The sequence below is a fragment of the Klebsiella ornithinolytica NBRC 105727 = ATCC 31898 genome (assembly GCF_001598295.1).
GTDB lineage: Bacteria > Pseudomonadota > Gammaproteobacteria > Enterobacterales > Enterobacteriaceae > Klebsiella > Klebsiella ornithinolytica.
Genome location: NZ_BCYR01000003.1, coordinates 473,312 through 494,150 on the forward strand (window position 1 = coordinate 473,312; position 20,839 = coordinate 494,150).

Consider the following 20,839-nt stretch of genomic DNA (forward strand, 5'->3'; position numbering starts at 1 on the left):
CTGGCAAAAATTGGAATGAGTCAGCCCCTGCCGGTTAAAGCATTAGATCAGGAGTGAGAGGGGTAAATCAGGAAGTGGCTACAGGGGCCTGAGTGCTGTCTTTCAGGAAAATAGCCAGCGGACGCAGCGCGGTTTTCATTGCCGCCAGAGTCCATGACGCATCGACAATGATTTTGTTCTGGTTGAACTCGCCCATCAGATACAGTCCGCCATTCTGGTCAGTGGTGGATGCATCAACGTCATCAACCAGAATTGCCGCCGGCGCTTCACTACCATCGGTGGCTGTTTTCACACTCAGCTTATACTTCCCGCTGGCGGTGACCACTCCCAGTACCGCTCCGCACTTATATGCACCGCCGGTGATAATACCGGTATCGGTAACCAGCTGGAGCGTCCCGGCAATGAGCTGATCAGGAACGAACAGGGCGCTTTTCATACCCGGCGCAAACGGATTCTGACCAAACTGATCCATTATTTCTCTCCTTTAGTGGAGTTGTAGAGACTGGTCATTTTGTTCACCAGTGTCGATTTACCGCCGGCTTTGTTTTCACCATCCTGCCCAAGCCGGACATTCTCGCTTTCCTGCATGCGCTGATCGAGAGAGCGCTTGCGCGTCGCCTGGGGTTGAGTAGCTGGCGCGGTAGATGCCAGAACGTCGATAGCAGCCGCAGCGCTCATCCCGGTGTTGAATGCGAGCGAGGCGGCCAGCGATGGATTCGCAGCGGCATGCTTACTACCGAAGATGCGGGCGCAACGTTTACGCTCAGCAATGCGGGCACTTTTAGCCGCTTTGCCTTCTTTGCGGTCGTCGTCATCGTCGGGATCATCCTCTTCGGAAGCATCCGGATCGTCATCATCATCTTCCGCATCGTCGTCGCGTTCGTCTTCTTCGGCGTCGTCGTCACGCTCATCGTCTTCCGCATCATCATCGCGCTCGTCTTCTTCCGCGCGACGGGCTTTCGCCTTTTTGGCTTTTTTATCGTCTTCCTCTTCGGAAGCCGACGCGCCAAGTCCAATAAGGTGGGCAAAACTAAACGGTTTCTTTGCCATTTCAGGCTCCTGTTTTTTCAAGTAAATGTCTGAACGCAGCATCCGGAGGGCATACCTCATCAGCCAGTCCAAGCTCCACACCATCAGCAGCCATAAAACAGGCGGCCTGCGTACTTTTAATCACCTTCGGGCTGATCCCGCGATTTCTGGCGACGGTATTCACAAATAATTCCCCCATCGCGTTAATATCCCCCTGGATGGCATTGAACGCTTCTTCAGAGAGTTCACGTAATGGCGAGCCTTCTGCTTTACGGCTTCCGAAGGTAATGATCGTCACTTTCAGACCGTCGTCTTTAATTCGCTGCGTCCAGTCCAGGTGCATGGTGATGACGCCGACTGAACCCACGCCGCCGGTTCTGGGAACGGAAATACGGTCAGCAGCGCTGGCAATCGCATACGCCGCGGAATACGCATTTTCGGTCAGAATGGCATGGATGGGTTTCGTGCCCCGGGCGTTGTAGATTTCATCAACGAGATCAAAACAACCGGCCACTTCACCACCGGGCGAATCAATATCAAGGCAGATGCCGTTAACTTCCGGGTCCGCCAGCGCGGTCAGAAAGGACTGGCGGATGCCGTCATAACCGGTCATGCCGCTATACGGTCGCAGACTTCCCAGTTTTTGAACCAGCGTACCGCAGATGGGGATCACGGCGACCCCGGCCACGTTGTCATATCCGGGGTCGCGTTTTGACTCCCGACCACGTTTGTCGTCGTAGCCGTACCAGTCATCGTCTTCCATCGCCAGAGAGGATTCGATTCTGCTGATGCCAAACCGGTCCATAACCGCGGCCATGATGACCTCGGCTTTATTCGGATGAAGGGCCAGCGGCGTATTAAACAGACGTTGCGCCAGATGAGGTAGATTCACTTTTCCTCCGGATCTTTGATTGTCTCGCTGGCGAACTTGTCCGCCTGCGCCCAGCTGGGTAATGGAAGCCCGCGTTTCAGGCAGGACTCAATTTCGAGCTGCCGTTGGTCAAGCACTTCTTCCCAGTCCTCACCGACGTTTTCCCCCACTTCAATTTCAAGCGTGGAAAGCCCCGCATCCAGACCAAGAATGGCGCCTTTTTTCTCTGCAACCGGATCCACCCAGCCGCGGCCCGGCCCCATCCAGCGCGCGCGGGAATAGGCGGCGCGGGCCTCTACAAAGTCAGGCGCACCTGCTGGCAAGGGCAAATCTTCGTTATCGTGAACTTCCTCAACAAAAGCCGTCAGAATGGGCTGTGCAGTACCCATAGAGAAATCATCACGACGTCGGGTCAGCGTCTTCCATGCTTCCAGCAATGAAGATCGCGCGGAACTGTAGTTAACATCTGACCAGTCCTGAGTGACCTGCTGCGGAGAAAGTCCGGTACCGGACGAGAAGTTACGCAGCACGGCCGATTCGAACACCTCAAAGTTGCTGTACGGCCGGGCAGCGTTAACCGTTGTGATTTTTTCACCAGGGTAAAGAATTGGCATCCGGGCGCCATTTTGCAGAGTCAGCCGGCGGTCATTGTGAAATTCCACACGGCCGTCCTGATAGGCACCCAAACTGGTGTCATCGAAGTTTTCCCCCATCGCAGCCTGAACCATTTCGGAATCGTACGGTGACTCGATATAGGCTGCGAAAATGGCATTCAGAATGGCGGCCTCCAGTTCGCTCTGGTCATATTTCACCAGCATTTTCAGACGCTGAATGACCGGCGTCAGGATGCCATTGCCGCGGTGTTGAGCACCCCGCTCATGGTCGAAATCATGGACGACATGCGGACGCCCCCAGGCGGTTTCACGGGGTATACGCCGCCATGTCATAGTTTTGGCACCGCTCCACCAGTCGCCGATATGCGCCTCACGGATGTGATAAGCAATCGGTGCGCCGTCCTCATCAATCTCCACGCCACCGCGAATATTCGGCATATCGAAATTCTGCTGTGGGTTACTGAGCCTGTCAGGATCGACGACCTGAACAGTGGTGGCATATCGTCCCCTGCCCCGCCCCAACCGGTCAGGCCGGTACTGGAGGACCATCAGCGCATCCCCGTCAATCAGCTTGTGGCGAAAGGCCAGGCGCAACATCTGCGGCACAGTCAGCTTGCGTTCAACATCGCAGTACCGCCCGGTGTCATATGCCCAGGTGCGCCAGTGCGCCTCCAGCGCTTTGCCGTACTCTTCAGCCCATGTTGAATCGAAGGATTTATTACCGGTGACCATACGCAGCACCCGGTAATCGGGTTTCATGATGGGCCTGAAATTGGCGCCGACGGCGTTATCCAGAAGACGGGTTACGGCGCCGTTCGCCCACCCGTCATTACGGACCAGGTCACGGGCACGCGAAACAATGCGATCGCGATAAATGTTGATTTCGTTGTCCGGCGACCATAGCGCTGGTTGCCAGTTCGCCAGCTGATCACTAAACGAATCGGCGGCGTCATAAGGTACCCGGCTGCCGCCCGTCAGCATGCTGGGCCGCGGTGCGCGATACGGGGTACCATCCGGGCCAAGTATTTGCACTTTATTCATCAGAATCGAAACCTCACTGGCTTACGTGGCCTCACGACAATACCCAGATACGCCTGTAGAAGCTGAATCAGCCCCAATAGTTCGGACAGTGTGGTTTGCTGGTAGGACACGGAGCGTGTTCCGTCTCCCTGCGTATAGGAAAATGAAACACCGTGGCTCCCTGCGGCTAAGTCAACGTAAGCATCCTGGGCTTTAGCTAATGCTGCCCGCGCCTGATCATCACTCATTCCAGCCAGCAGGCTGGTATTCCGGTTGAACATGGTTTTCCTTATTGCGGCAGGAGTTTAGAAATTTGCTTACGCTTAACTGGCGCGGGTTCTTCAATAACCGCGCCGGGTAACTCGTAGCTGATTTTTTCTTCTGGTACGGCAGGTGCCGGCAGGAATTTTTCAGGGTTGGCTTCAAGGTTTGCGGCCCGAACGTTGAGCTTTAATCCCATATGTTTGAGTCCACACAGTGCGGCGTAGCTGTAAACCAGGCAGTCGAGCGCTTCGTTCGCCCGCCCCGGTATCTGTTCCCAGACACTGAAGCGCTGGCCTGCAGTCACTTTGTAAACCAGACGTTCGGCCAATAGCTGATTGAAATATCCCAGGTCCCGATCATCAGGGAAATGCATATAACCCGCTGCGGCTGCGCCCGGTGCGGGAGGGTCCAGGTGGAGGCGACCACGCACAACATCCTTGGCAGAGTTCACACCGATGATAATTGGCCGGAAACTGGCTTTGCTTTTCGATGTCGGGCGCTTTGTCGGCCAGACAGGGTTACGCCTGCCGCTTTGAGCAGACTCACCTTTGATCGCCCAGACACGACGTCCCAAACGCTCCTTAGCAAATTCGTAGACCTTTTGCGTGTGGTGGCCGCCGGAGTCCATGCATGTCGCCATGATGTTCAGTCCACGACCATCACCCCGGCGCCAGATCTGTTTCAGGTATGCATCGAGTCGTTTCCACGGTTCATCCGTTTCCAGATCGCCATAAATCACATCGTGGGAAACCGACCATGATTCCTCATCCCTCCCCCAACCGGTGATCGTGATTTCGAAGCGATCATCCTGGGTATCTACGCCTGCAGTTAACAAAGCCACGCCATCAGGAACGATGGCCGGGAAGACTTCACGACGCGCCAGCAGAATATCAACCGGCAGCTGTTTGCCGTGGTTGGGTCTGTGTGGCAATCCCATTTGCGTGTTCCACCAGGCTTGCTCTTTATCCGGATCCCCCTTCGCCTTGATATATTTTCCCGCGATATCCGACGGTTTATCTTTCTGCCAGGGGCTGAACAGTTTGGAAGCCTGATAGCCGGCATGGTGGTTATCGACAGCCTCTTTTCCGCAATCCGGACAAATCGCCCGGTAGACCGCATGCCGCGGTGATTCGGACCATTTCCAGACAGCAGCCACGCTATTTTCATCATTCGCCCGCCAGGCCTGATCGTACTCAAGCAACGGGGAGTGGCGAGAACCGCAACACTCAAACGGCCGGGTCTGATGCCAGCGGATAGTCTGTAATGCCCGGAGACGTTCGCCTTCAGACCAACCGGCGCCGCAGCACTCGCAGTGGATCATGGCTGATTTCGTCAGGTGTTTATCACCCTCTTTCGGCCACTGAACGTGTTTGAAAAAATCCAGAAACTGCCGATGCCCGCAGTGCGGACAAACAACAGAGGCCCGGCGCTGATCAGATTCGGCATAGCTGTCAGCAATCCGGCTTTCGTCCTCAACGGTCGGCGAACAGGCGCGAACGGAAAGCCAGGTCAGGCCAAACGTTGCGGTTCGTTCCTCCGCGAGGGTTATCGGATCCCCCTCTCGGGTAATCGGGTATTTATCCACCTCATCTGCCAGAAGTACGCGGATAGGTCGGCGTGCCAGGTTGTCCGGGCTACCGGCGCCAGCCAGCGCCAGAAATCCGCCCGTAAACGCTTTGTAGAGGATGGTTTCTTTCGAACTCTTCTGTTTTGAGTCGCCGATGATTTTCCGCAGTGCCGGCGTCACCCGCACCAGCGGGCTGATACGCTCTTTTGAAAACTGCTCTGCCGCCTCTTCTTTCGGCTGCAGGAGCAAAATCGGGCACGGGTCGAGGTGAGCGAAATAGCCGAACAGGTTTTCAAGCAATGCCGTTTTCATCAGCTGCGTGCAGCACATCACCGTGACGACATGCACGCCGGATTCGGTCGCCGCCAGCATCGGACCACGGGCAATTTCTACAGTCGAGGTCTCCCAGTTCCCTGACGTGCTTCCGGCCTCCTTCGCCAGCTTCCGAAAGTCATCCGCCCATTGCGGAACGCTGATACGCGGCGGTGGTGTCCATCCTTTTCTGACACTCAGTTGAAGCCGTTCAATCTTCAGCTGAGTTAAATTCTGGCTCTCCGAGGACTGAGATATGTTTGTGGACATGTTCGATCAGCACCTCTGTCATCCTGTCCGCCGGCACATCCAGATCAGCGGCCATAAGCGGTGCCACCCGGGAAGGCCAGTTCATCCAGGCATCACGCTGTTGGCGAAAGGCGTTGAAAAGAATCTCCTCGGCGGCGACCAGTTCAATCGTCTGGCCACTGTCTTTTTCATACTGAAGTTTGGCCAGCAGAGCCATATAGTTTTCGCGCACCCGCGCGGCTTCCTCCCGGGTAAGATCGGCACCTTCGGTAAGGATAATTTTTCTGGCAGTGTCTTCAAGTTCATCACCGACATCATCAACGACCGCCGGCGTTTTCTTTTTCTTCGCGTTCGATGTGCGCGGATCCTTTCCGTCACGGTTTTTCTTCAGTGCGGCATCGCTCGCTTCAACATCAATCAGGTCACCGTCCATCACGATGAAACGGCCGGCTTTAATCCAGCGCCCAATCGTTTTGCGATCGACGCCTGAGTGCTGCGCATACTGGCTCTGATTCATCATGGTCATGGGACATCACCTGGGACATTTTGGAGTTGGGACATTTACCTGGGACATTTTTGCAATGTCCCACACGAATGTCCCACTGGAATAAATGGAATAATCCGTGCTGGCTCTGGCGTGGCTGACGATCCCTTGAGGTGGGACATGGGACACAAAATAAAAAGTTGTAGCTACAAAAACACCGCGGCGCGCAATGCCCGTACCTTACAAAAGTCTCAGGAAGGACCCAAAACCCAGAAGGGGATCTCCGCACCCTGATTTGCCTGTCATTTCGCCACATCAGGCTCAATGGTATGCTGGCAGTTCTCACACAGCCCGCAAGGATAAGAAATGGCAAAATTTAGTGTTCGTGTCGAATTGAGAAATTCTCAGGATGCTGATTACGATGAACTTCATCAAAAAATGGAGGATCAAGGGTTTTCCCGAACTGTTGCAATGACGACGAGTGATAGCGTTCTCATACTACCTAATGCCGAATATAGCTATGAAAGCGAGACAAAAGATAAAGCTGCTGTCGGTGAGTTAGCTGAATCAATTGCAGAAAAGATACGCAAGAATCCCAAAATCATGGTAACTAAATCAGGTGGCCGCTGGTTCGCCAACCTTGATGATGCTTAACCCTCATGATCACCTGAATCAAGGGCGTTTTTTGCTAACCAAATGCGGGCTTCAGTGCCCGCATTTGGCTCTAACTCCTGAAGACGCTTTACATCCTCAAGCAGCAGCGCGATAACATATTTAAATTCTTTTTCATCCACTTCAGTACCCTCTCACTAATTCATTGAATAGGTTATTTTGCTGTCCTGATAGCTTCAGCTATAGCTCGGCTCAGTGCGGCAGGCATCAATGCTTCAGCCATCGCCTTTGAGCGGTCCATATACCCGAGTACAGGAGTCACAGGAAGCGCATCACCAAACCTCACCAGCATCTTAGGTGCCCGATGTTTTGGCTTAGGCCTACGTGTACCGTTAGGAGAGCGTTTGGCCCTTTTCTTCTTCGCCGGTTTTGGTTTACGACGCTGCCAGACTGCATTGACATTGTTCACATCACCAATGAACACGTTCGACTTTGCTTTTAGCTGCGAAAGTTTATTTCGCGGCATGTTGCCGTATTTGTTCAGCTTGATGTTTTTGGGGTTGAGCAGCGCCTGGCTGTTCAGCTTATGCTCGCCACCAAACTCGAAAGGCTCCAGATACTCAGCGGCGATATCACGCACATAAACTTTCGCGCGGAGGTTGTTCTTTCTGGCCCCCGATGAGCCCACAGCATTAACCGTGAACGGCGTCGGCGATTCCAGCTTTCGCCCCAGCGCGACTTTTTGCGCTGCGGCAATTTCTCGCACGACTGTTGTCATTGCCTGAGCAGTGGCGAAGGGTATTTGTTTCTGCAACTGCGTTAACTGGCGGGAAAGATCCTTCAGAGTTGCCATGTTTACCCACCATTAGTTAAGCCATTAAAAAAGCCACCCGAAGGTGGCCTTTGCGATGGCGATAAGCGTCACTTTGTAGGCAATGGCATCCATCGCAACACTTCAAATCGCGAGTGTGCTACAACGCCAGTAAAACCGAAGATTGCTTGATTAGGTTCCCCAAAACTATCGAAACAGCCAACAGCAATTCCTTTGTCAGTATCGAGAATAACCATTCCAAATGGTCGAGGAACTCGCTCACCAACGTTAATCCATTCCATAATGCCCCCAAGTTTTCATGTGGTGATTAAGATTAACACAATGATGAAGGGGCATATCTTCTATCGGTGAGATGTACGGGAGCATTATCGAAGCCACTCGGTGAATGGCTCCTGTAATGTCCAATAAAAAAGGCCGCATCAGCGACCTTAGTCTTTGTATTTTTTATTCGAAACCTTACTGGTTCAGTCATGTATAGAACCATCCTAATACACCAGTAATAATTGCAATAACGATAAACGTGATTGCTGTTTTACGCATTAGTACACCGTAAAATGCCAATGACATCCCGATACACAGAACTATCAAAACTGGCCACATGCTGAGCAAAAGCAATAAGTAAGCGTCGATACCGCTGTGAATAATCATATTTACCCCAAAAATACGACAGTCTGACCTTCCATAGCTTTTACACTTCATCACTTGAGATCATGTAACCGTCCTTAGTGTAATCGGACATTATCACAGGCACTCAGTGAATGCCTATTCAGCAGGGGCGATGTCGATGAAATACTCTTTCCCCTGCTCAAACTGCTCTGCCGCTGCGGGGTTAGAGATGACCATCTGCAGTTGACCGCTGGGGGTATACTTCGACCAGGTTTCGTTCTCCGTACTGCCAGTCGTTACCGCGATAAGGTGGACGACAGCCGTAGAGTTATCCGGCGATTTATTGATGCTGTTACATTGAAATTTTGCACGAACGGACATGGTTTTCTCCTGTTTGGGTTTCGGGTACGGGCTTCTTCCCGCTATAGAGTGTGAAATCAGCAGCATGATGGTTCCCTTATTTCAGGCACTGCGTGCGGATGTAGTCCTGCTACTGACGCTTAGAGTCAGCCTGCCTGATGTCAGCCTTATCCCGGTTGCACTGGCCCAGCGCCGACAGCAGGCTGACATTCAAATCCAGGCTTTGGCCCCACGTCATTTTGTCCGGGATATCGGGATATGGCGTTTCAGCTGTCAGGCTGGCCGGTAGTGGCACTACTGGCACCTTGACGTAAACGGTCTTTGTATTGCTGCAGCCGCTTAACTGCGCTAGCAGGAATATCACGGGGAGCGCAATCATCATTCGCAACAGCAACCCGGATATCAGCCGAGGCTCCCGATGCGTCCAGTGCGATCTGCTCTTTAGCATGCTGGTTAGCCTCGACGATGGAGTTGAAGATGGTCATGGTGGTCAAGACGTTGGAGGTGATGGCCTGAGCGGTATTTACCTGCTGCTCAGCAGTTTCAGCTCTGGATTCCTGCTGGCTGGCGGCGTTGTGGTAATGCATAACCAGCCAGCCAAGGCAGACGACCAGACAGATAACCACAGCGCTGATAATGGCGGTTAAGCGGCTCATTGGTCCAACCCCCAGCACGTCAATGCGCTTTCCTGGTCACGCCGCTCAACCTGACCGTAACAGCCATTCTTTTGACCTTTGGTCAGCCGGCAATCGCGTCCACCGTCTTTAATCCACCAACGGATCGCTTCACACGCGCCTTTGCGGTCACCGGCATTGATTCGTTTGTAGAACGTAGAGGGGAAGCATTTACCAGGTCCGATGTTGTACGGACAGAATGACGCGATACCGACTTTTTGCGGTGCCGTTAGAGGAACCTTGATATTCCGGTCTACCCAAGCCAGCGCCTTGTCGCGCTCGATGGCGTTTACCTGGTCACATTTGGCCTGCGTTAACTTCATGCCCTGCGTTACAGGCTTGCCATCAACCTGGGTTGCTCCCCGGCATATCGTCCAGACGCCAGAACCATCACGGTAAGCCGTCAGGCTGTTACCCTCTTTCTCATTCAGGAACTGATCCATAAGAACGGGAGCTGATGCGCCGGCGGCGATAAGCGCCAGCATGGCCGCGCTGAGTTTTGTTTTCAGGTTAGCCATCGCTATTCATCCTGCGGTGGCGGGCCACCATAACCACGATCAAGGGACTGCTGATACATTTTCGTCCAGCGGCGCTTAAAGTAGAGATTGGTCAGGTAAGTCGCTACACCAATTATCACGCCACTGGCCAAGGCAATAAAATTCCAGTCAAGACCATGAAACCAGTCATAGGTCCTTGCCAGCCCTGTGCATATCAGTCCACCTGACGTACAGTACGAGGCCGCAGAAAAGATTTTGTCAGGCATTTTCATAGTCTCCACCTCGCGTTGTTAGCGGGTGCTGTGCGTGAAAGAAGTGGGCGAGCTCTGCGCAAGCGCCCGACGGGTGGGTTATGAGCCGTCGCCGGTGAGCCCTGTATAGGGAATGGCCACCAGATGGATTTACGACAACACACAGAGTGAGTGACGTTCTGGCGGCACAAATAGAAAAGGCCGAACAAATGCGCGGCCTTTATATGTCTGAGCAAAAAAAAGCCCACTCGTCGAAGTGGGCAAAATGGTAGTTTGTTCAGTGGAGGTTACACCGCCAGCTCTGCCACAACGTCTTATGCACGTTATTTCAGGATTTAGCGAAACGGTGCAACCACACAAAAAGTATAGTACGTAAAACAAGAAAAACATGGAGTGTGGTGCCGGGTGCCTCCCGGTAAGCCTTTGGTCAGCCACCATGACTTGCGGTCCGAGTGAATCATGAAGATTCCATTGAAGCTGTTTCCGCCCCTCCGCATAGGGGGATTCACCACACCAGGAATTTAACATCTGATGAAACTCGTTTCAATGCTCTACGACGATGTGACAGGGGTACTGATGCAATGCAAATAGGCCTACTCTCGGAGCAAGGATAACAACTTTTCCGTACTCTCTTCTGTAAGTTCGAAGTGGATCAATTCTTCGCCATTCTTGAGAATGTAGAGTTCTTTACTCCCCTTATCATCAGTAGTGATATCAAGGGCATAAATATCAGGCTTGCATAGCGTAATGCCGCCTGTCGTAACTAGCGTCTTATTAACGAGGTGACTCAGGGGAATACTCTCCGAACTGGATTCTTTACTGGAAAAAATCCCACTGTGGAAAAGGTTAAAAACAGTGCCCGACGAAGTGGATCGTCTCAAACAGCAGGTCGCCGAGCTTGAGTCATACATCAAATCCAGCGGTGGGGAGAAATGCCCCAGATGCTCAAAGATGAGCTATAGCCTTGACCGAACTGTAGATGACCCCGATTTCATTGGGTTGGGAGTTCAGAGAGACTATTACAAATGCTCCAGCTGTGGGTATGAAACCTTTAAACAGCGCTGAGATTGCAGAAATGACAAAGCCCAAGGGGGTTAACCTTGGGCTTTTAATTTTTTCTTGCTGCTCAGTTCGCTTTAACGCCCCGAGCCTATCACAATTCAAGCACTTTCCGCGCAACTATTCAAGTAAAATCTGTCGCTATTTGTGCCAAACGCGTCACACATTGGCGCGTAAAGCATCGATTCTGCCAAATTTAGCCAAACATCAACCCTGCTCTCGCAAGTCCTCAAGCACCATTCTGGATGCTTTTCGTTTAGCTCTTTCGCCATCGACTTCTTACTCATGCGATAGACATACCGATCCTTGATTAGCTTATAGAGAGCTTTATTCCCGGAGCGCACAAGCTCGGCGCTAAGCACTGAGTCAATTTTCAATCCCTCCTCGTCGGTACAAAACGCCAGGCCGCTTTTATTTTTACCGCTGAGGATTTCCTTGAAGAAGGCTTCCAGTTCAGGTTTGGTAATGCCCGATTTCTTCATACGGCGCAGAGCGTCATTGATGGCAGTCTTCGTTATCTTCCCGGATGCCAGTAACTGGTTAAACATATTCCCGCCACTGCCGCCACCGATATACGACCAGCGGCCCCACATTTGCAGCCTACCCTGTATCCAGATACTTTCGAGAGTGCGGAGGCGAACCATTTCGCCTGATTTGCCAACTTCAGAGGGGTTAATCATCTTGCGTCTCCACTTACGCCAGTACGCCGATTGCCAGCGAACGATCCAAAAATCGAAACAGCAGCTCCAGCTGTGAGCCGTATTTCTGTTCAAATGCCACGGTGTCAGCGTGCAACTCGTCGTGATGCGCTCTGCAAAGCGGCAAAACAAACAGGTCGTGCGCTTTAGTTCCCATCCCACCTTGTCCGTGGCCTATCAGGTGGTGGGGGTCGTCTGCCTGCTTGTTACAGCAGACACACAGCTGGGACTTAACCCAGCGCGTCCATTGCTCGTTTACCCAGCGGCGACGCTTTGGCCGCAGCATGAATGATTCAGGTGTTTCCGTATCAACGCGTAAAGCCAGAATCTTTTTCTGTACTACCTCGGTAGCCGCGGGCCCCGGAGTAATATCACTCTCCTTCATCACCGACTGATGCGGAACGGCTGGTAAGCGAAGAGCTTTATGGGCTAAACCTTCCGGTATTACATGAGCCAGGTCGTTAATGACCAGCCACCAGCACAGCTCGGGTATTGTCAGTAAATGGTCTTCATTGAATCCCAGTTGTGCGCGTATTACTGATATCAGCCAGGATACCAGGTTTCGGCGTGCAATACCTGCCAGTTCCTGAGTAAACTGATCCCTCACCAGGTTGTCGCAGCTCCAGCACAAGCGAATGCTACCAGGCTCGTGTCGCAGCTCGGTAAAATTCTCGCTATGCCAAGTGCCGTGCGGATACTGGCATTCGAAAGAACGGGATAACTCAGCTTCAAGCGCCCCTAGTCCACCAGCGCGAATAATGACCTGCTGATTTTCAAATACCGGCAGCAGTAGCGGATCGTCGGCCAGGGACTGATGAGCGGGCGGAATGGCCCCGGTAGCATAGTGCGCGCAGTTCTCAGGTTCTGATTCAATCAATACTCTTCCGCGCCTGAAGAGCGGCAGAAGGTCAGCACCAGGGCGAAACAAGACAACCCCCAGGCGGGGCGCAATTTCAGGAGTCAATAAGGCTCTCACGCGGCATTACCCCCGGCTTTGTATTCTGTCCACAGGCCACCGATCCAGCGGATCCCTTTAGCGGTAAATCGAGCCTGGCTGAATGCATGGTTAGATGTTGCCGACGTGCCTGTTTTTACTTCGAACCTGCCAGCGTCAATATGCTGGGCCATTGGAGTTAACACACCTCCTAACCGGTACATTATTTCACGCTCAATCAGAAACAGGCGGAGCTCAGGCTCTTTTGCGCTCAGCAATTTTGCTACCTGGCGAAATGACATGGACCCATTAGCCGTACAGTAGCGATCTACAAAGTCTACCTTGGGCGCCGCCACAGCCAGTTCATGCGAGAGACGCTGTTTTTCCTCTTCGAGCTCGGCTGCAAGCCTAAGAGCCGCAGAGAATGTTTGCGGGATCGCCGGGGAGATCCCCGCCTCCAGTTCCTGCCAGCGGTCAACCAGACGAGCAGTAAACTCCGGGGACAACTGCGCAACAACCACATAACTATCCCTCTTTCCTACCAGGTAGACCGACACCGACTGGTTTAGGTGGTTTTTAACATCCGCCATTGGCGGAAGTTGAATAATCCCGCGCTCCGCCAGGCGTTCAATCGACCGCTTCACATCATCATGTCGCGACTCAACCAGATCGGCGATATCTCGGCTGGACATCGTGACAACATTTTTCGGTGTTAACTGGTTCATACGCTCTCCACTTGTCAGGCAGCTGCAACTGCCGGGGCAACAAATCGCTTAATCGTAATCTCAACCTTCCCTTTCTTCGTCAACGGCCCCCACTCAACCAGCATGCGTTTTACCTGGCTGTCGTCCTCCCAGACGCCGGTTTGTGTCAGCGCGTCGAACAGCGCTTTGTTGTAGTTGTCGATATCACGGCGGCGCTGATCCGGCGGGAACAGAACAATATGGACCTCTGCCAAATCGCTTGATGGTCGCGGTACGGCTCGTAGCTGCTCGATGATTGCTGCTCTGGCTGCTTTCTGAAACTTGCGTCCAGTCTCGCTAACCATATGCCGTCCCTTCAGCGGTCCTTTGCTGGGAGCGCGCCAGTAACTGTTTACGCTTGGTGGAAATGGTAATGTCAGTTTCATGAAGTCCCCTTAAAGGATCGCCACAACATCCCGAGCAACTTCCCGCGTGGTGCCATTGCAGGAGATCGAACGACGGGCTTTGATAAATTCCAGGTTAAAACCATGCTCCCGGTAGAGGTCGACGACCTTCGGGGATGATGAATTTGAAATGACTACTCGCGCGCCACGCTGATGGGCTTTAACGCAGCATTTTGCTAGAGCTTCTTGATCAGCCCAGGTAAAACCACCAGCAGCATACGCAGTGAGTCCTTTTGTTCCCGGCATCGGCTCATAGGGTGGGTCGCAGTAAACCACATCATCCTTTCCGGCCAGACCAATAGTCCGGCGAAAACTGGCTGTCATGAACACACAGTTATGTGCCATATCCGCGAAGGATTTCATTTCGTCCAGCGGAAAATATGGGGCCTTGTATTTTCCCCAGCCGACATTGAATTGATGATCCAGGTTGTAACGCATCAGGCCATTGAAACAATGGCGATTGAGGTACAGGAACGCCGCAGCTCGTTCAGCAACATCCAGCGTCTGAGCGTTGAACTCCGCCCTGATGAGCTCGTAGCCGTCAGGATTAGCCATCTTTTCGAACATCCATCGGGCCTGGTACTCGACAGCGTCCGGTACGACGGCTAGCATCTGGTACAGGTTGATCAGATCAGGATTGACGTCTGCCAGAAGAAAATCGGCGTGTTTGTCGCTGTTCAGAAATACAGAACCACCGCCAACAAACGGCTCAATCAGGCGCTTGCCCTCCGGGATAAACCTGAACAGGTCGGCCAACTGGGTATATTTCCCGCCAGCCCACTTAAGGAATGGACGTTGCCATGTTTTCGAGGTCATAGCTCACCTCTCTGATGGCAACACGCTACAAGCAGCTTCAGGAATCGATACCGCCTTTCAAAACTAAAGTAGTCTCGGGTGCAAACAGCGATTTGGCGACGAAAAAATACATCATCCTTCCACCAGGAACGCCAGTAGCGCACCCTGCGCCAGCGAATGAATTCGTAGGCAACAACAACCAGCGGTTTTATTACGGGGATATTTTTCATGACCGGAACCCCGCAGGCACTGTGTAATCAACATTCGCATAGCTCGATTTAAACGCCTCGTCCATGCGAACCCACTTACCATTGTTCCAGGCAGGACGCCCAGCGATACCCCATTTTTTCGCCTTATCGAAATACTCAACGCAGTTCTCCGGCGCAAACAGCGTCTTCGGTCGCAGGTAGTCGCTCATTTTCGGGTCCTTGGCCCATTTCTCGCTGAGGTAGTCAACCACCAGCATCAGGTCTTCAGGGCTGTAATCTTCAGCAAGGCGACCGTGTATGTATCCCAGGGTCATTTTGGTTCTTCCCCCCTTGCCATAGGTCGAGTTGGTGACGCGATTGAAATGGTCAAGAACGAGATGAGCCGGATCGATTTGGTCTGGTTGCACCGCAACCGGACAAGAGTCTTTACCTGTAATCTCTGTAGTACTCTCTGTTGTATTCTCTGTAGGATCATCAGGTCGTTTTGACCCGATGAGAGCGGTTCGTTTTGACCTGGTGGAGCGTTTCACATTGACCTCTTCCATCGTGTCATTTTGACCTGATGGAACAGCGCATTTTGACTCCTTCGATTTGGTCACTTTGACTTCATCTAAAAGCTCACTCTCATAGTTGATCGTGTAGTAGTTCGTCATGTCGCGCTGGGACTTGTTTAGTTGCTCAATTTTGAGCACACCCAGGCTCTTCAGGCGGGTGAACGTGCGCTTCAGCGTGGACTCTGACCAAAACGGGAATTGCTCCAGCCATTGCTCGGTAGTGTTATAAATCCAGCGCACACCGTCACGCTCCAGCCCGGAGGTTGTTTCCTTCAGCCAGTAATTAACCTGCTGTAACGCTATGGCTTCATTGAGACCAATGCTGTACGCAAGCTCAGGGTTGATGACTATCGGCCTTGATGGCATTAACAGGCTCATATGTCCCCTCTATTTCCCTGAATTTTCTGCGAAACTGCTCAATGGGGCTAAAGCATTCATGCGGATATCCTTCACGCATGTAAACAACCCTACGGCTTTGTGGCTCCCAGCGGATAACATGGACTCGCACGCCGTAGTGATCTTTGAACCATCGGTTGAGCTCTCGCATTTTTTCTCCCCCTGACCGTTAAAATCCCCTACCACCCATTGAGCAAACTGGTAGCAGACATGCTCAAACCCGCCTGGTACTCTTACCCCATACACGAACTGCACCGGCCCTGCTCCACCAGGAACCGGACGCGCTATGAGTTGCGACCTGCGGTACTGTGTTGGTAAACTGTTCATGCGTTAGGAATCTCCACTGATAACGACACGCCACGACGCCAGGGGCTGCAACCCGCTGGCGTCACTTCTTTTTGCGTGCAAACAACGTGATAATTGCCGCGATCTCTTCTTCACGCGCTGCGAGGTGGCGGCGGTGATGCACCATGATTTCTTCAGCTTCATGTCTTTCGATAACCCCGTCTTCAAGCGCCTGTTCGATAATCTGATCCACCTGCCCTCTGGCTGCTGAGGTACGCATTGCGCGACTAAACAAGTCCACGCGATCCAGCTCTTCCAGGTGCGGCACATCCACCAGCAGAGCACCGCGACGGCGGGCAAAATAGTCAGCCAGTAGCGACGTGTTGGAAATGTCTTCCATCGCTTCCAGCTCCGATACTTCAAAAAAACGACAGCCGTTCTTCTCATAGAGGTTGTTATTGAACTGGGTAAGTGACATTCCCAGCGCACCGGACATAGCTTCGCGTCCGCCGGGGTAGGCTTTGCACATCGCCTTTACGACTTCTTTCAAATTTGTCATTTAAATCAGAGCCCCTTTTGTTTTGGTGCCTTTCTTTTTGCCGTACTTAAGAATTGTTCTGGCCTGGTCCAGGCAGTCATCAAAGATGTTTCTGCGCTTGGTTGTCGGCTTCGATGAGCGCCGGTAGTACGAAATAGCCTCTACCCCCCCCTGCTCAGCCTGTTCTGCTGAATAACCATCAGTCAGCAGCGCCTTAACAACATTGTTTTTAATGAATTGTTCCGGGTTCATACCTACCCCTTTGAAATTCGGTTTGTAGTTATGGTTAAGAGGCGTGATCTGTAGACTTTTGGTAGAGATTTGCGTCGTACTTGAGTTTGCCATTTGTGATTCTTTCAATAACAAATGCCTGTTTTTGAGGGATCACATTTCCCCATTGGCACACCGCGCTATGGGTAACCCCTAATGCAATGGCGGTTTTAGAAATGCCGCCGTAGTATTCGACGACCTGATTTTTTAACATGTAACACCTCCTTAAAAGTTAGCATTCTTACATCGTATATGGACAGCATGCTTACGTCAATTAAATGTAAGATTGCTAACGTGCAATCCGAGGAGAACATATGGATACCGTTGGCAGCAGACTGAGATTTAGACGTAAACAAAAGAAACTTACGCAGCGAGACATAGCTGAGTGGGCTGGCGTCAGCGCGTCTGCAGTAACCCAATGGGAGAGTGATGTAACCAAGTTATCCGGTGAAAATCTGATACTGGTATGTAAATGCCTTCAATGCTCGCCGGAATGGTTGGTTTTCGGTAATGGAGATATTGAAAATGGTATTAATATCAATCTCATCTCAACCAGAGAGGTCCCGGTTATCTCATGGGTCCAGGCTGGAAACTGGACTGAAGTGATTGGAAATCCAGGGAATGAACTCGTTAAAACAACTCGCAAACTTTCAGAATCGGCATTTGCTCTTAGAGTAAAAGGCCATTCAATGACGTCGAATCATGAACTTAGCATTCCAGATGGGTCGATAGTAATCGTCGAACCCGAATACGGTTTTGTTGATGAGGCGAATGGGAAAATAGTGGTGGCGCAAACAGTCTCGGGAGGCGAGGCGACCCTGAAAAAGCTAGCTATCGATCCACCATTTTCCTACCTGATCCCACTGAATCCTTCGTTTAAGCCTATTGAGGTTAGCCAAGATACAAACCTTATCGGTATTGTTAAGCAAATCATCATAGACCTCTAACATTCCCCTCCAAATCGAAGCCCGCTGCCAGCGGGTTTTTTTGTATCAAACAACAAAAAGTAAGATTACTTACTAATATAACTTGACTCAAAATGTAAGATGTCTAATATTGTTCATCAACAGCGAACAGGCAGGACGCCCACGAAGTAGCCGCCGGTGGCGTATGAATAACCGAATGATTCGCAGGTATGAAAAAAGCGCCCATTGGACGCTTCGCTCTTTAACAATCGGTTTGGTGATACTCAGTGATCTTTAGGCAAATCGCCCGCTAACCAAGCAGTAATTTTTTCAGCAACGGTTAAGGTGACTTTCTTCGATTCTTCTGGGTGCCCCATGGCTATCCATGCCCGTTTATATGCAGCGTCTCTTAGCAGACCAAGCGTCGGATTATCTGTCTCCTCCGCTCTTTGATAGGAAGCATATAAATCGTCATCAGAAATACTGGCTGGCAATGTCGTTAGTGCCTTCATTTTTTTTGCCTGTATTTCATGCAATAAAGCCATTTTGCCGGGCTGCCAGACAAAGCTAGCGATCGAGATAGATGCCACACATGCGCCAAATATAGGAAGGCTGCCATAGTCAGCAAAAATTGCAGACCCGAGCAGAATCTGCGCAAACGTTAAGAATTTATCTGCGCGATTGTACAAAGTCGCTTGCATTGTTTCGATATGAAACGAGTAGCGAATATTGAATAACGTTGATTCTCGGGTCATGTGGTTCTACTCCCTCATTGCTTTGGCGCTGGCTCCGGCTGTCTGTCAGATGGTCTGTATGGTACCTGACTATCTGGCCTCGGAAGGTCTGAATCACCAAATTGATTAATAAGCATTTTACCCTCCATGGGCGTTGTTTTTGATGGAGTTCTCCACGTGTGAGGTGGAGTTCGTGAGCCGGACACGGGTAAGTATCCGGCACCGATAGTATCACCACATATGAAGTGGTTAAAAGACTGATACACAACATGAAAGCGCATTCCATCTTCCATCGGTCGTGGGGATCGGTTTGTAACTGAAGGAGTGCGCTTCCAGTTGTGGTGTAGCTCAAATGGATAGAGCGCCCCTCGTATGGGGAGTTGAGCACTAACCAATGTTCGCAACACAGGTTATCTCATGCGGTCCGGCCGGACGTTATGCGGGTTCAAATCCCGTCACCACAGCGCACAACGATGAGGGTACTGACCAAACGGCATCATAATCGGATGGTAATTATGGAAAAAATGTCAGCTCGTATAATAGAAAATCCACTGAATATAGGGTGCGGTGCGCTGCCAGTTGGCGCTTTATTTGAAATTATCCGAGAAACTAAATGCTACTACTGGCTCGCTGATAACAGAAGGATTAACAAAGAACAGATGTCAATCGCTGGAACGGCAGACCACTCACATAGCGTAAAAGTTGAAATAGTGTCCTCTTCGTTGTGGTAATTGCGGCTATGCGCACGTGACGAGCCAAACCCGTTCTTTGAGTACGTTTCCGGGCAGTGTACGTCGCCGAGATTGGCTAATACCGGCAGGTGGAGGCACCACCGCCACAACGTTAATAACTGTGCTGTGTGTAGTCTTGGCGGTGCCAGTTTCCCTTTGTTTCTGGTACCGCCCTTTTTACACAAGACACAAGAGCACCACCGAGTGACGGGCCCATCACCCAATCCGCTCGGGCGGATTTGCAGCCGCAGGTGCTCTTCTGTGTTGTGTGGAGATAACTAACCAATCCTTTGCAGAGGACATGAAAATGAAATTATCAAAATTACGTAACGCCATTGTCTATCGGGCCACCTTGCCCAGCATCGAAGTTGTTGAAGGCCACCTGCACGAACTGCCCTACTCTGAGCTTACAGAGACCGAGTTCGCGCGCGCCTCCTTCGTCCCTAACCCGCTTACTGGCGAACTGGTTACGCCAATCGCTGGCGGTTATGCAATCGTGGTTCGCCGCGATGAGAAAATAATTCCCCAGCACGTCGTAATGAAAGAAGCCAATGAGCGCATCCAGCGTATCGAAAATGCATGTGGCGAAAAACTGAAGCGGGCCGATCGTAACAACATCATCCAGGATGCCAAAGTTCAGCTTTGCAAACAGGCGTTCATCAAATCGTCTCTGTTCCTGGCTCTGTACAACACCGAAGAAAATCTGCTGATCATTAACTCCGCCAATAAAAACATTGCCGGTATGGTTGGGGCGATGCTCGTAAAAGTGATCGGTTCAGTAAAAACAGTCACCATCAACATCAGCGATATTAAAAATGGCCTGACAACCCGCCTTAAAAGCCATCTGGACGGCGAACAATCAGCATTTGCCGGGTTTGAGGTCGGTGATTATGTCCAGTTGTCCCGACTGGCAGATCAGAAAGAAGTTATTCGCTACTCTGCAGAACATACTTCCGTTACCAGTGAAATTCTGGAGAGCCTGAATACCGGTTTCATTGTCGATAACATGGAGTTAAGAGGCTGCGGTGTCTCTTTTCTGCTTACCGATAAATTCCACTTCCGGCGTATCGACACCCAGGATAATGATTTTTCTGATGATGAAGATAAAGCCTACCGCTGGCGCCACCAGGCAGGAACTGACATGTTCCAGTTCTGCAAAGTGATTAACCAGCTATGTGATCTGCTCGCCTACAAAGAGCCCGAAGAACAAAAACCAGCAGCCTGATTGGAACAGCAGCAATTACCCCATTCTCATGGGTTGGGTTGCTGCACCCTAAATAGCGCGTTGCAGCGCGTCAGTTGGAGAAAATTAGCATGTATAAAACAGCACAGCAGCTGATAC

28 protein-coding genes and 1 tRNA gene are annotated in these 20,839 nt (G+C 51.5%); 4 read left to right on the forward strand and 25 right to left on the reverse strand.

Annotation, left to right across the window (positions count from 1 at the left end; genetic code table 11):
* Positions 1-67: 67 nt before the first annotated feature.
* Genes ROR01S_RS09745 through ROR01S_RS09775 form a run of 7 tightly spaced genes read right to left on the reverse strand, consistent with a single transcriptional unit; the run spans position 68 to position 6,452 of the window.
* Positions 68-472 carry a head decoration protein gene (locus tag ROR01S_RS09745; protein WP_064359396.1) on the reverse strand — a complete coding sequence of 135 codons (405 nt, stop codon included), beginning with the start codon at positions 470-472 and terminating at the stop codon, positions 68-70.
* The gene (locus tag ROR01S_RS09750) at positions 472-1,050 is read right to left on the reverse strand and encodes a hypothetical protein (RefSeq protein ID WP_064359397.1); all 579 of its coding nucleotides are present in this window, start codon (positions 1,048-1,050) and stop codon (positions 472-474) included. The genes ROR01S_RS09745 and ROR01S_RS09750 overlap by 1 nt, the downstream gene beginning before the upstream one ends.
* A gap of 1 nt (position 1,051) precedes the next feature.
* Complete coding sequence (locus ROR01S_RS09755; protein ID WP_064359398.1) at positions 1,052-1,921, reverse strand: S49 family peptidase; 870 nt, start codon at positions 1,919-1,921, stop codon at positions 1,052-1,054.
* Entirely contained in the window at positions 1,918-3,555 is a 1,638-nt protein-coding gene (locus ROR01S_RS09760) for a phage portal protein (RefSeq protein WP_064359399.1), read from the reverse strand. The genes ROR01S_RS09755 and ROR01S_RS09760 overlap by 4 nt, the downstream gene beginning before the upstream one ends.
* Entirely contained in the window at positions 3,555-3,815 is a 261-nt protein-coding gene (gpW, locus tag ROR01S_RS09765; protein ID WP_064359400.1) for a gpW family head-tail joining protein, read from the reverse strand. Before gpW ends, ROR01S_RS09760 begins: the two co-directional genes overlap by 1 nt.
* Positions 3,816-3,823: 8 nt before the next feature.
* The gene (locus ROR01S_RS09770) at positions 3,824-5,947 is read right to left on the reverse strand and encodes a phage terminase large subunit family protein (protein WP_064359401.1); all 2,124 of its coding nucleotides are present in this window, start codon (positions 5,945-5,947) and stop codon (positions 3,824-3,826) included.
* A complete protein-coding gene (locus ROR01S_RS09775; protein ID WP_064359402.1) occupies positions 5,889-6,452 on the reverse strand; it encodes a hypothetical protein in 564 nt (187 codons plus the stop codon). The genes ROR01S_RS09770 and ROR01S_RS09775 overlap by 59 nt, the downstream gene beginning before the upstream one ends.
* A 324-nt stretch (positions 6,453-6,776) precedes the next feature.
* Here ROR01S_RS09775 and ROR01S_RS09780 point away from each other — a divergent pair, with 324 nt between their 5' ends.
* Positions 6,777-7,064, forward strand: coding sequence for a hypothetical protein (locus ROR01S_RS09780; RefSeq protein ID WP_064359403.1), 288 nt, complete (start codon positions 6,777-6,779; stop codon positions 7,062-7,064).
* Here ROR01S_RS09780 and ROR01S_RS27340 read toward each other — a convergent pair.
* The 17 genes from ROR01S_RS27340 to ROR01S_RS09865 form a co-directional block, all read right to left on the reverse strand.
* Positions 7,061-7,204, reverse strand: a complete 144-nt coding sequence (locus ROR01S_RS27340) for a hypothetical protein (RefSeq protein WP_169802922.1) — start codon at positions 7,202-7,204, stop codon at positions 7,061-7,063. The genes ROR01S_RS09780 and ROR01S_RS27340 overlap by 4 nt on opposite strands.
* 32 nt (positions 7,205-7,236) lie before the next feature.
* Positions 7,237-7,875 carry a hypothetical protein gene (locus tag ROR01S_RS09785; protein ID WP_064359404.1) on the reverse strand — a complete coding sequence of 213 codons (639 nt, stop codon included), beginning with the start codon at positions 7,873-7,875 and terminating at the stop codon, positions 7,237-7,239.
* A 741-nt stretch (positions 7,876-8,616) separates the two neighbouring features.
* Positions 8,617-8,841, reverse strand: coding sequence for a hypothetical protein (locus ROR01S_RS09795; RefSeq protein WP_064359405.1), 225 nt, complete (start codon positions 8,839-8,841; stop codon positions 8,617-8,619).
* A gap of 109 nt (positions 8,842-8,950) precedes the next feature.
* A complete protein-coding gene (lysC, locus tag ROR01S_RS27510) occupies positions 8,951-9,202 on the reverse strand; it encodes an Rz1-like lysis system protein LysC (RefSeq protein ID WP_255265540.1) in 252 nt (83 codons plus the stop codon).
* A complete protein-coding gene (locus ROR01S_RS09805; protein ID WP_064359407.1) occupies positions 9,087-9,476 on the reverse strand; it encodes a DUF2570 family protein in 390 nt (129 codons plus the stop codon). The genes lysC and ROR01S_RS09805 overlap by 116 nt, the downstream gene beginning before the upstream one ends.
* Positions 9,473-10,012, reverse strand: a complete 540-nt coding sequence (locus tag ROR01S_RS09810; RefSeq protein WP_064359408.1) for a lysozyme — start codon at positions 10,010-10,012, stop codon at positions 9,473-9,475. The genes ROR01S_RS09805 and ROR01S_RS09810 overlap by 4 nt, the downstream gene beginning before the upstream one ends.
* 2 nt (positions 10,013-10,014) lie before the next feature.
* The gene (locus ROR01S_RS09815; RefSeq protein WP_004151282.1) at positions 10,015-10,263 is read right to left on the reverse strand and encodes a phage holin; all 249 of its coding nucleotides are present in this window, start codon (positions 10,261-10,263) and stop codon (positions 10,015-10,017) included.
* A 1,139-nt stretch (positions 10,264-11,402) separates the two neighbouring features.
* On the reverse strand, positions 11,403-11,981 hold the full coding sequence (locus tag ROR01S_RS09825) for a DUF1133 family protein (RefSeq protein ID WP_064359410.1): 579 nt from the start codon (positions 11,979-11,981) through the stop codon (positions 11,403-11,405).
* A 13-nt stretch (positions 11,982-11,994) separates the two neighbouring features.
* Positions 11,995-12,975, reverse strand: a complete 981-nt coding sequence (locus ROR01S_RS09830; protein ID WP_064359411.1) for a DUF968 domain-containing protein — start codon at positions 12,973-12,975, stop codon at positions 11,995-11,997.
* Positions 12,972-13,658, reverse strand: coding sequence for a phage antirepressor KilAC domain-containing protein (locus ROR01S_RS09835; RefSeq protein ID WP_064359412.1), 687 nt, complete (start codon positions 13,656-13,658; stop codon positions 12,972-12,974). The genes ROR01S_RS09830 and ROR01S_RS09835 overlap by 4 nt, the downstream gene beginning before the upstream one ends.
* A gap of 14 nt (positions 13,659-13,672) precedes the next feature.
* The gene (locus ROR01S_RS09840) at positions 13,673-14,062 is read right to left on the reverse strand and encodes a RusA family crossover junction endodeoxyribonuclease (RefSeq protein WP_064159787.1); all 390 of its coding nucleotides are present in this window, start codon (positions 14,060-14,062) and stop codon (positions 13,673-13,675) included.
* A gap of 9 nt (positions 14,063-14,071) precedes the next feature.
* A complete protein-coding gene (locus ROR01S_RS09845; protein ID WP_064359413.1) occupies positions 14,072-14,896 on the reverse strand; it encodes a DNA adenine methylase in 825 nt (274 codons plus the stop codon).
* 205 nt (positions 14,897-15,101) lie between these two features.
* Positions 15,102-16,016 carry a conserved phage C-terminal domain-containing protein gene (locus ROR01S_RS09850; RefSeq protein WP_064359414.1) on the reverse strand — a complete coding sequence of 305 codons (915 nt, stop codon included), beginning with the start codon at positions 16,014-16,016 and terminating at the stop codon, positions 15,102-15,104.
* A complete protein-coding gene (locus ROR01S_RS26010) occupies positions 15,973-16,185 on the reverse strand; it encodes a DUF4222 domain-containing protein (RefSeq protein WP_073972286.1) in 213 nt (70 codons plus the stop codon). Before ROR01S_RS26010 ends, ROR01S_RS09850 begins: the two co-directional genes overlap by 44 nt.
* 237 nt (positions 16,186-16,422) lie before the next feature.
* A complete protein-coding gene (locus tag ROR01S_RS09855; protein WP_064359415.1) occupies positions 16,423-16,878 on the reverse strand; it encodes a YmfL family putative regulatory protein in 456 nt (151 codons plus the stop codon).
* Complete coding sequence (locus ROR01S_RS09860) at positions 16,879-17,109, reverse strand: hypothetical protein (RefSeq protein ID WP_064359416.1); 231 nt, start codon at positions 17,107-17,109, stop codon at positions 16,879-16,881.
* Positions 17,110-17,143: 34 nt separating this feature from the next.
* The gene (locus ROR01S_RS09865; RefSeq protein WP_064359417.1) at positions 17,144-17,341 is read right to left on the reverse strand and encodes a Cro/CI family transcriptional regulator; all 198 of its coding nucleotides are present in this window, start codon (positions 17,339-17,341) and stop codon (positions 17,144-17,146) included.
* 100 nt (positions 17,342-17,441) lie between these two features.
* Here ROR01S_RS09865 and ROR01S_RS09870 point away from each other — a divergent pair, with 100 nt between their 5' ends.
* On the forward strand, positions 17,442-18,074 hold the full coding sequence (locus ROR01S_RS09870; RefSeq protein ID WP_064359418.1) for a LexA family protein: 633 nt from the start codon (positions 17,442-17,444) through the stop codon (positions 18,072-18,074).
* A 242-nt stretch (positions 18,075-18,316) separates the two neighbouring features.
* Here the strand turns inward: ROR01S_RS09870 and ROR01S_RS09875 are convergent, their stop codons facing one another.
* Positions 18,317-18,787, reverse strand: a complete 471-nt coding sequence (locus tag ROR01S_RS09875) for a hypothetical protein (RefSeq protein ID WP_064359419.1) — start codon at positions 18,785-18,787, stop codon at positions 18,317-18,319.
* A gap of 316 nt (positions 18,788-19,103) precedes the next feature.
* Between ROR01S_RS09875 and ROR01S_RS27035 the strand changes: the two genes are divergently transcribed.
* Together ROR01S_RS27035 and rdgC are read left to right on the forward strand one after the other, a co-directional pair.
* Positions 19,104-19,230, forward strand: a tRNA-OTHER gene (locus tag ROR01S_RS27035).
* A 574-nt stretch (positions 19,231-19,804) separates the two neighbouring features.
* Entirely contained in the window at positions 19,805-20,722 is a 918-nt protein-coding gene (rdgC, locus tag ROR01S_RS09880) for a recombination-associated protein RdgC (protein WP_064359429.1), read from the forward strand.
* The last annotated feature ends 117 nt before the right edge of the window (positions 20,723-20,839 follow it).

Coding starts and splice junctions, on each gene's coding strand:
- ROR01S_RS09745 (WP_064359396.1), bottom strand. CDS start 472: ATGGATCAGTTTGGTCAGAATCCGTTTGCGCCGGGTATGAAAAGCGCC.
- ROR01S_RS09750 (WP_064359397.1), bottom strand. CDS start 1,050: ATGGCAAAGAAACCGTTTAGTTTTGCCCACCTTATTGGACTTGGCGCG.
- ROR01S_RS09760 (WP_064359399.1), bottom strand. CDS start 3,555: ATGAATAAAGTGCAAATACTTGGCCCGGATGGTACCCCGTATCGCGCA.
- gpW (WP_064359400.1), bottom strand. CDS start 3,815: ATGTTCAACCGGAATACCAGCCTGCTGGCTGGAATGAGTGATGATCAG.
- ROR01S_RS09770 (WP_064359401.1), bottom strand. CDS start 5,947: ATGTCCACAAACATATCTCAGTCCTCGGAGAGCCAGAATTTAACTCAG.
- ROR01S_RS09775 (WP_064359402.1), bottom strand. CDS start 6,452: ATGACCATGATGAATCAGAGCCAGTATGCGCAGCACTCAGGCGTCGAT.
- ROR01S_RS09780 (WP_064359403.1), top strand. CDS start 6,777: ATGGCAAAATTTAGTGTTCGTGTCGAATTGAGAAATTCTCAGGATGCT.
- ROR01S_RS09785 (WP_064359404.1), bottom strand. CDS start 7,875: ATGGCAACTCTGAAGGATCTTTCCCGCCAGTTAACGCAGTTGCAGAAA.
- ROR01S_RS09795 (WP_064359405.1), bottom strand. CDS start 8,841: ATGTCCGTTCGTGCAAAATTTCAATGTAACAGCATCAATAAATCGCCG.
- lysC (WP_255265540.1), bottom strand. CDS start 9,202: ATGATGATTGCGCTCCCCGTGATATTCCTGCTAGCGCAGTTAAGCGGC.
- ROR01S_RS09805 (WP_064359407.1), bottom strand. CDS start 9,476: ATGAGCCGCTTAACCGCCATTATCAGCGCTGTGGTTATCTGTCTGGTC.
- ROR01S_RS09810 (WP_064359408.1), bottom strand. CDS start 10,012: ATGGCTAACCTGAAAACAAAACTCAGCGCGGCCATGCTGGCGCTTATC.
- ROR01S_RS09815 (WP_004151282.1), bottom strand. CDS start 10,263: ATGAAAATGCCTGACAAAATCTTTTCTGCGGCCTCGTACTGTACGTCA.
- ROR01S_RS09825 (WP_064359410.1), bottom strand. CDS start 11,981: ATGATTAACCCCTCTGAAGTTGGCAAATCAGGCGAAATGGTTCGCCTC.
- ROR01S_RS09835 (WP_064359412.1), bottom strand. CDS start 13,658: ATGAACCAGTTAACACCGAAAAATGTTGTCACGATGTCCAGCCGAGAT.
- ROR01S_RS09840 (WP_064159787.1), bottom strand. CDS start 14,062: ATGAAACTGACATTACCATTTCCACCAAGCGTAAACAGTTACTGGCGC.
- ROR01S_RS09845 (WP_064359413.1), bottom strand. CDS start 14,896: ATGACCTCGAAAACATGGCAACGTCCATTCCTTAAGTGGGCTGGCGGG.
- ROR01S_RS09850 (WP_064359414.1), bottom strand. CDS start 16,016: ATGAGCCTGTTAATGCCATCAAGGCCGATAGTCATCAACCCTGAGCTT.
- ROR01S_RS26010 (WP_073972286.1), bottom strand. CDS start 16,185: ATGCGAGAGCTCAACCGATGGTTCAAAGATCACTACGGCGTGCGAGTC.
- ROR01S_RS09855 (WP_064359415.1), bottom strand. CDS start 16,878: ATGACAAATTTGAAAGAAGTCGTAAAGGCGATGTGCAAAGCCTACCCC.
- ROR01S_RS09860 (WP_064359416.1), bottom strand. CDS start 17,109: ATGAACCCGGAACAATTCATTAAAAACAATGTTGTTAAGGCGCTGCTG.
- ROR01S_RS09865 (WP_064359417.1), bottom strand. CDS start 17,341: ATGTTAAAAAATCAGGTCGTCGAATACTACGGCGGCATTTCTAAAACC.
- ROR01S_RS09870 (WP_064359418.1), top strand. CDS start 17,442: ATGGATACCGTTGGCAGCAGACTGAGATTTAGACGTAAACAAAAGAAA.
- ROR01S_RS09875 (WP_064359419.1), bottom strand. CDS start 18,787: ATGACCCGAGAATCAACGTTATTCAATATTCGCTACTCGTTTCATATC.
- rdgC (WP_064359429.1), top strand. CDS start 19,805: ATGAAATTATCAAAATTACGTAACGCCATTGTCTATCGGGCCACCTTG.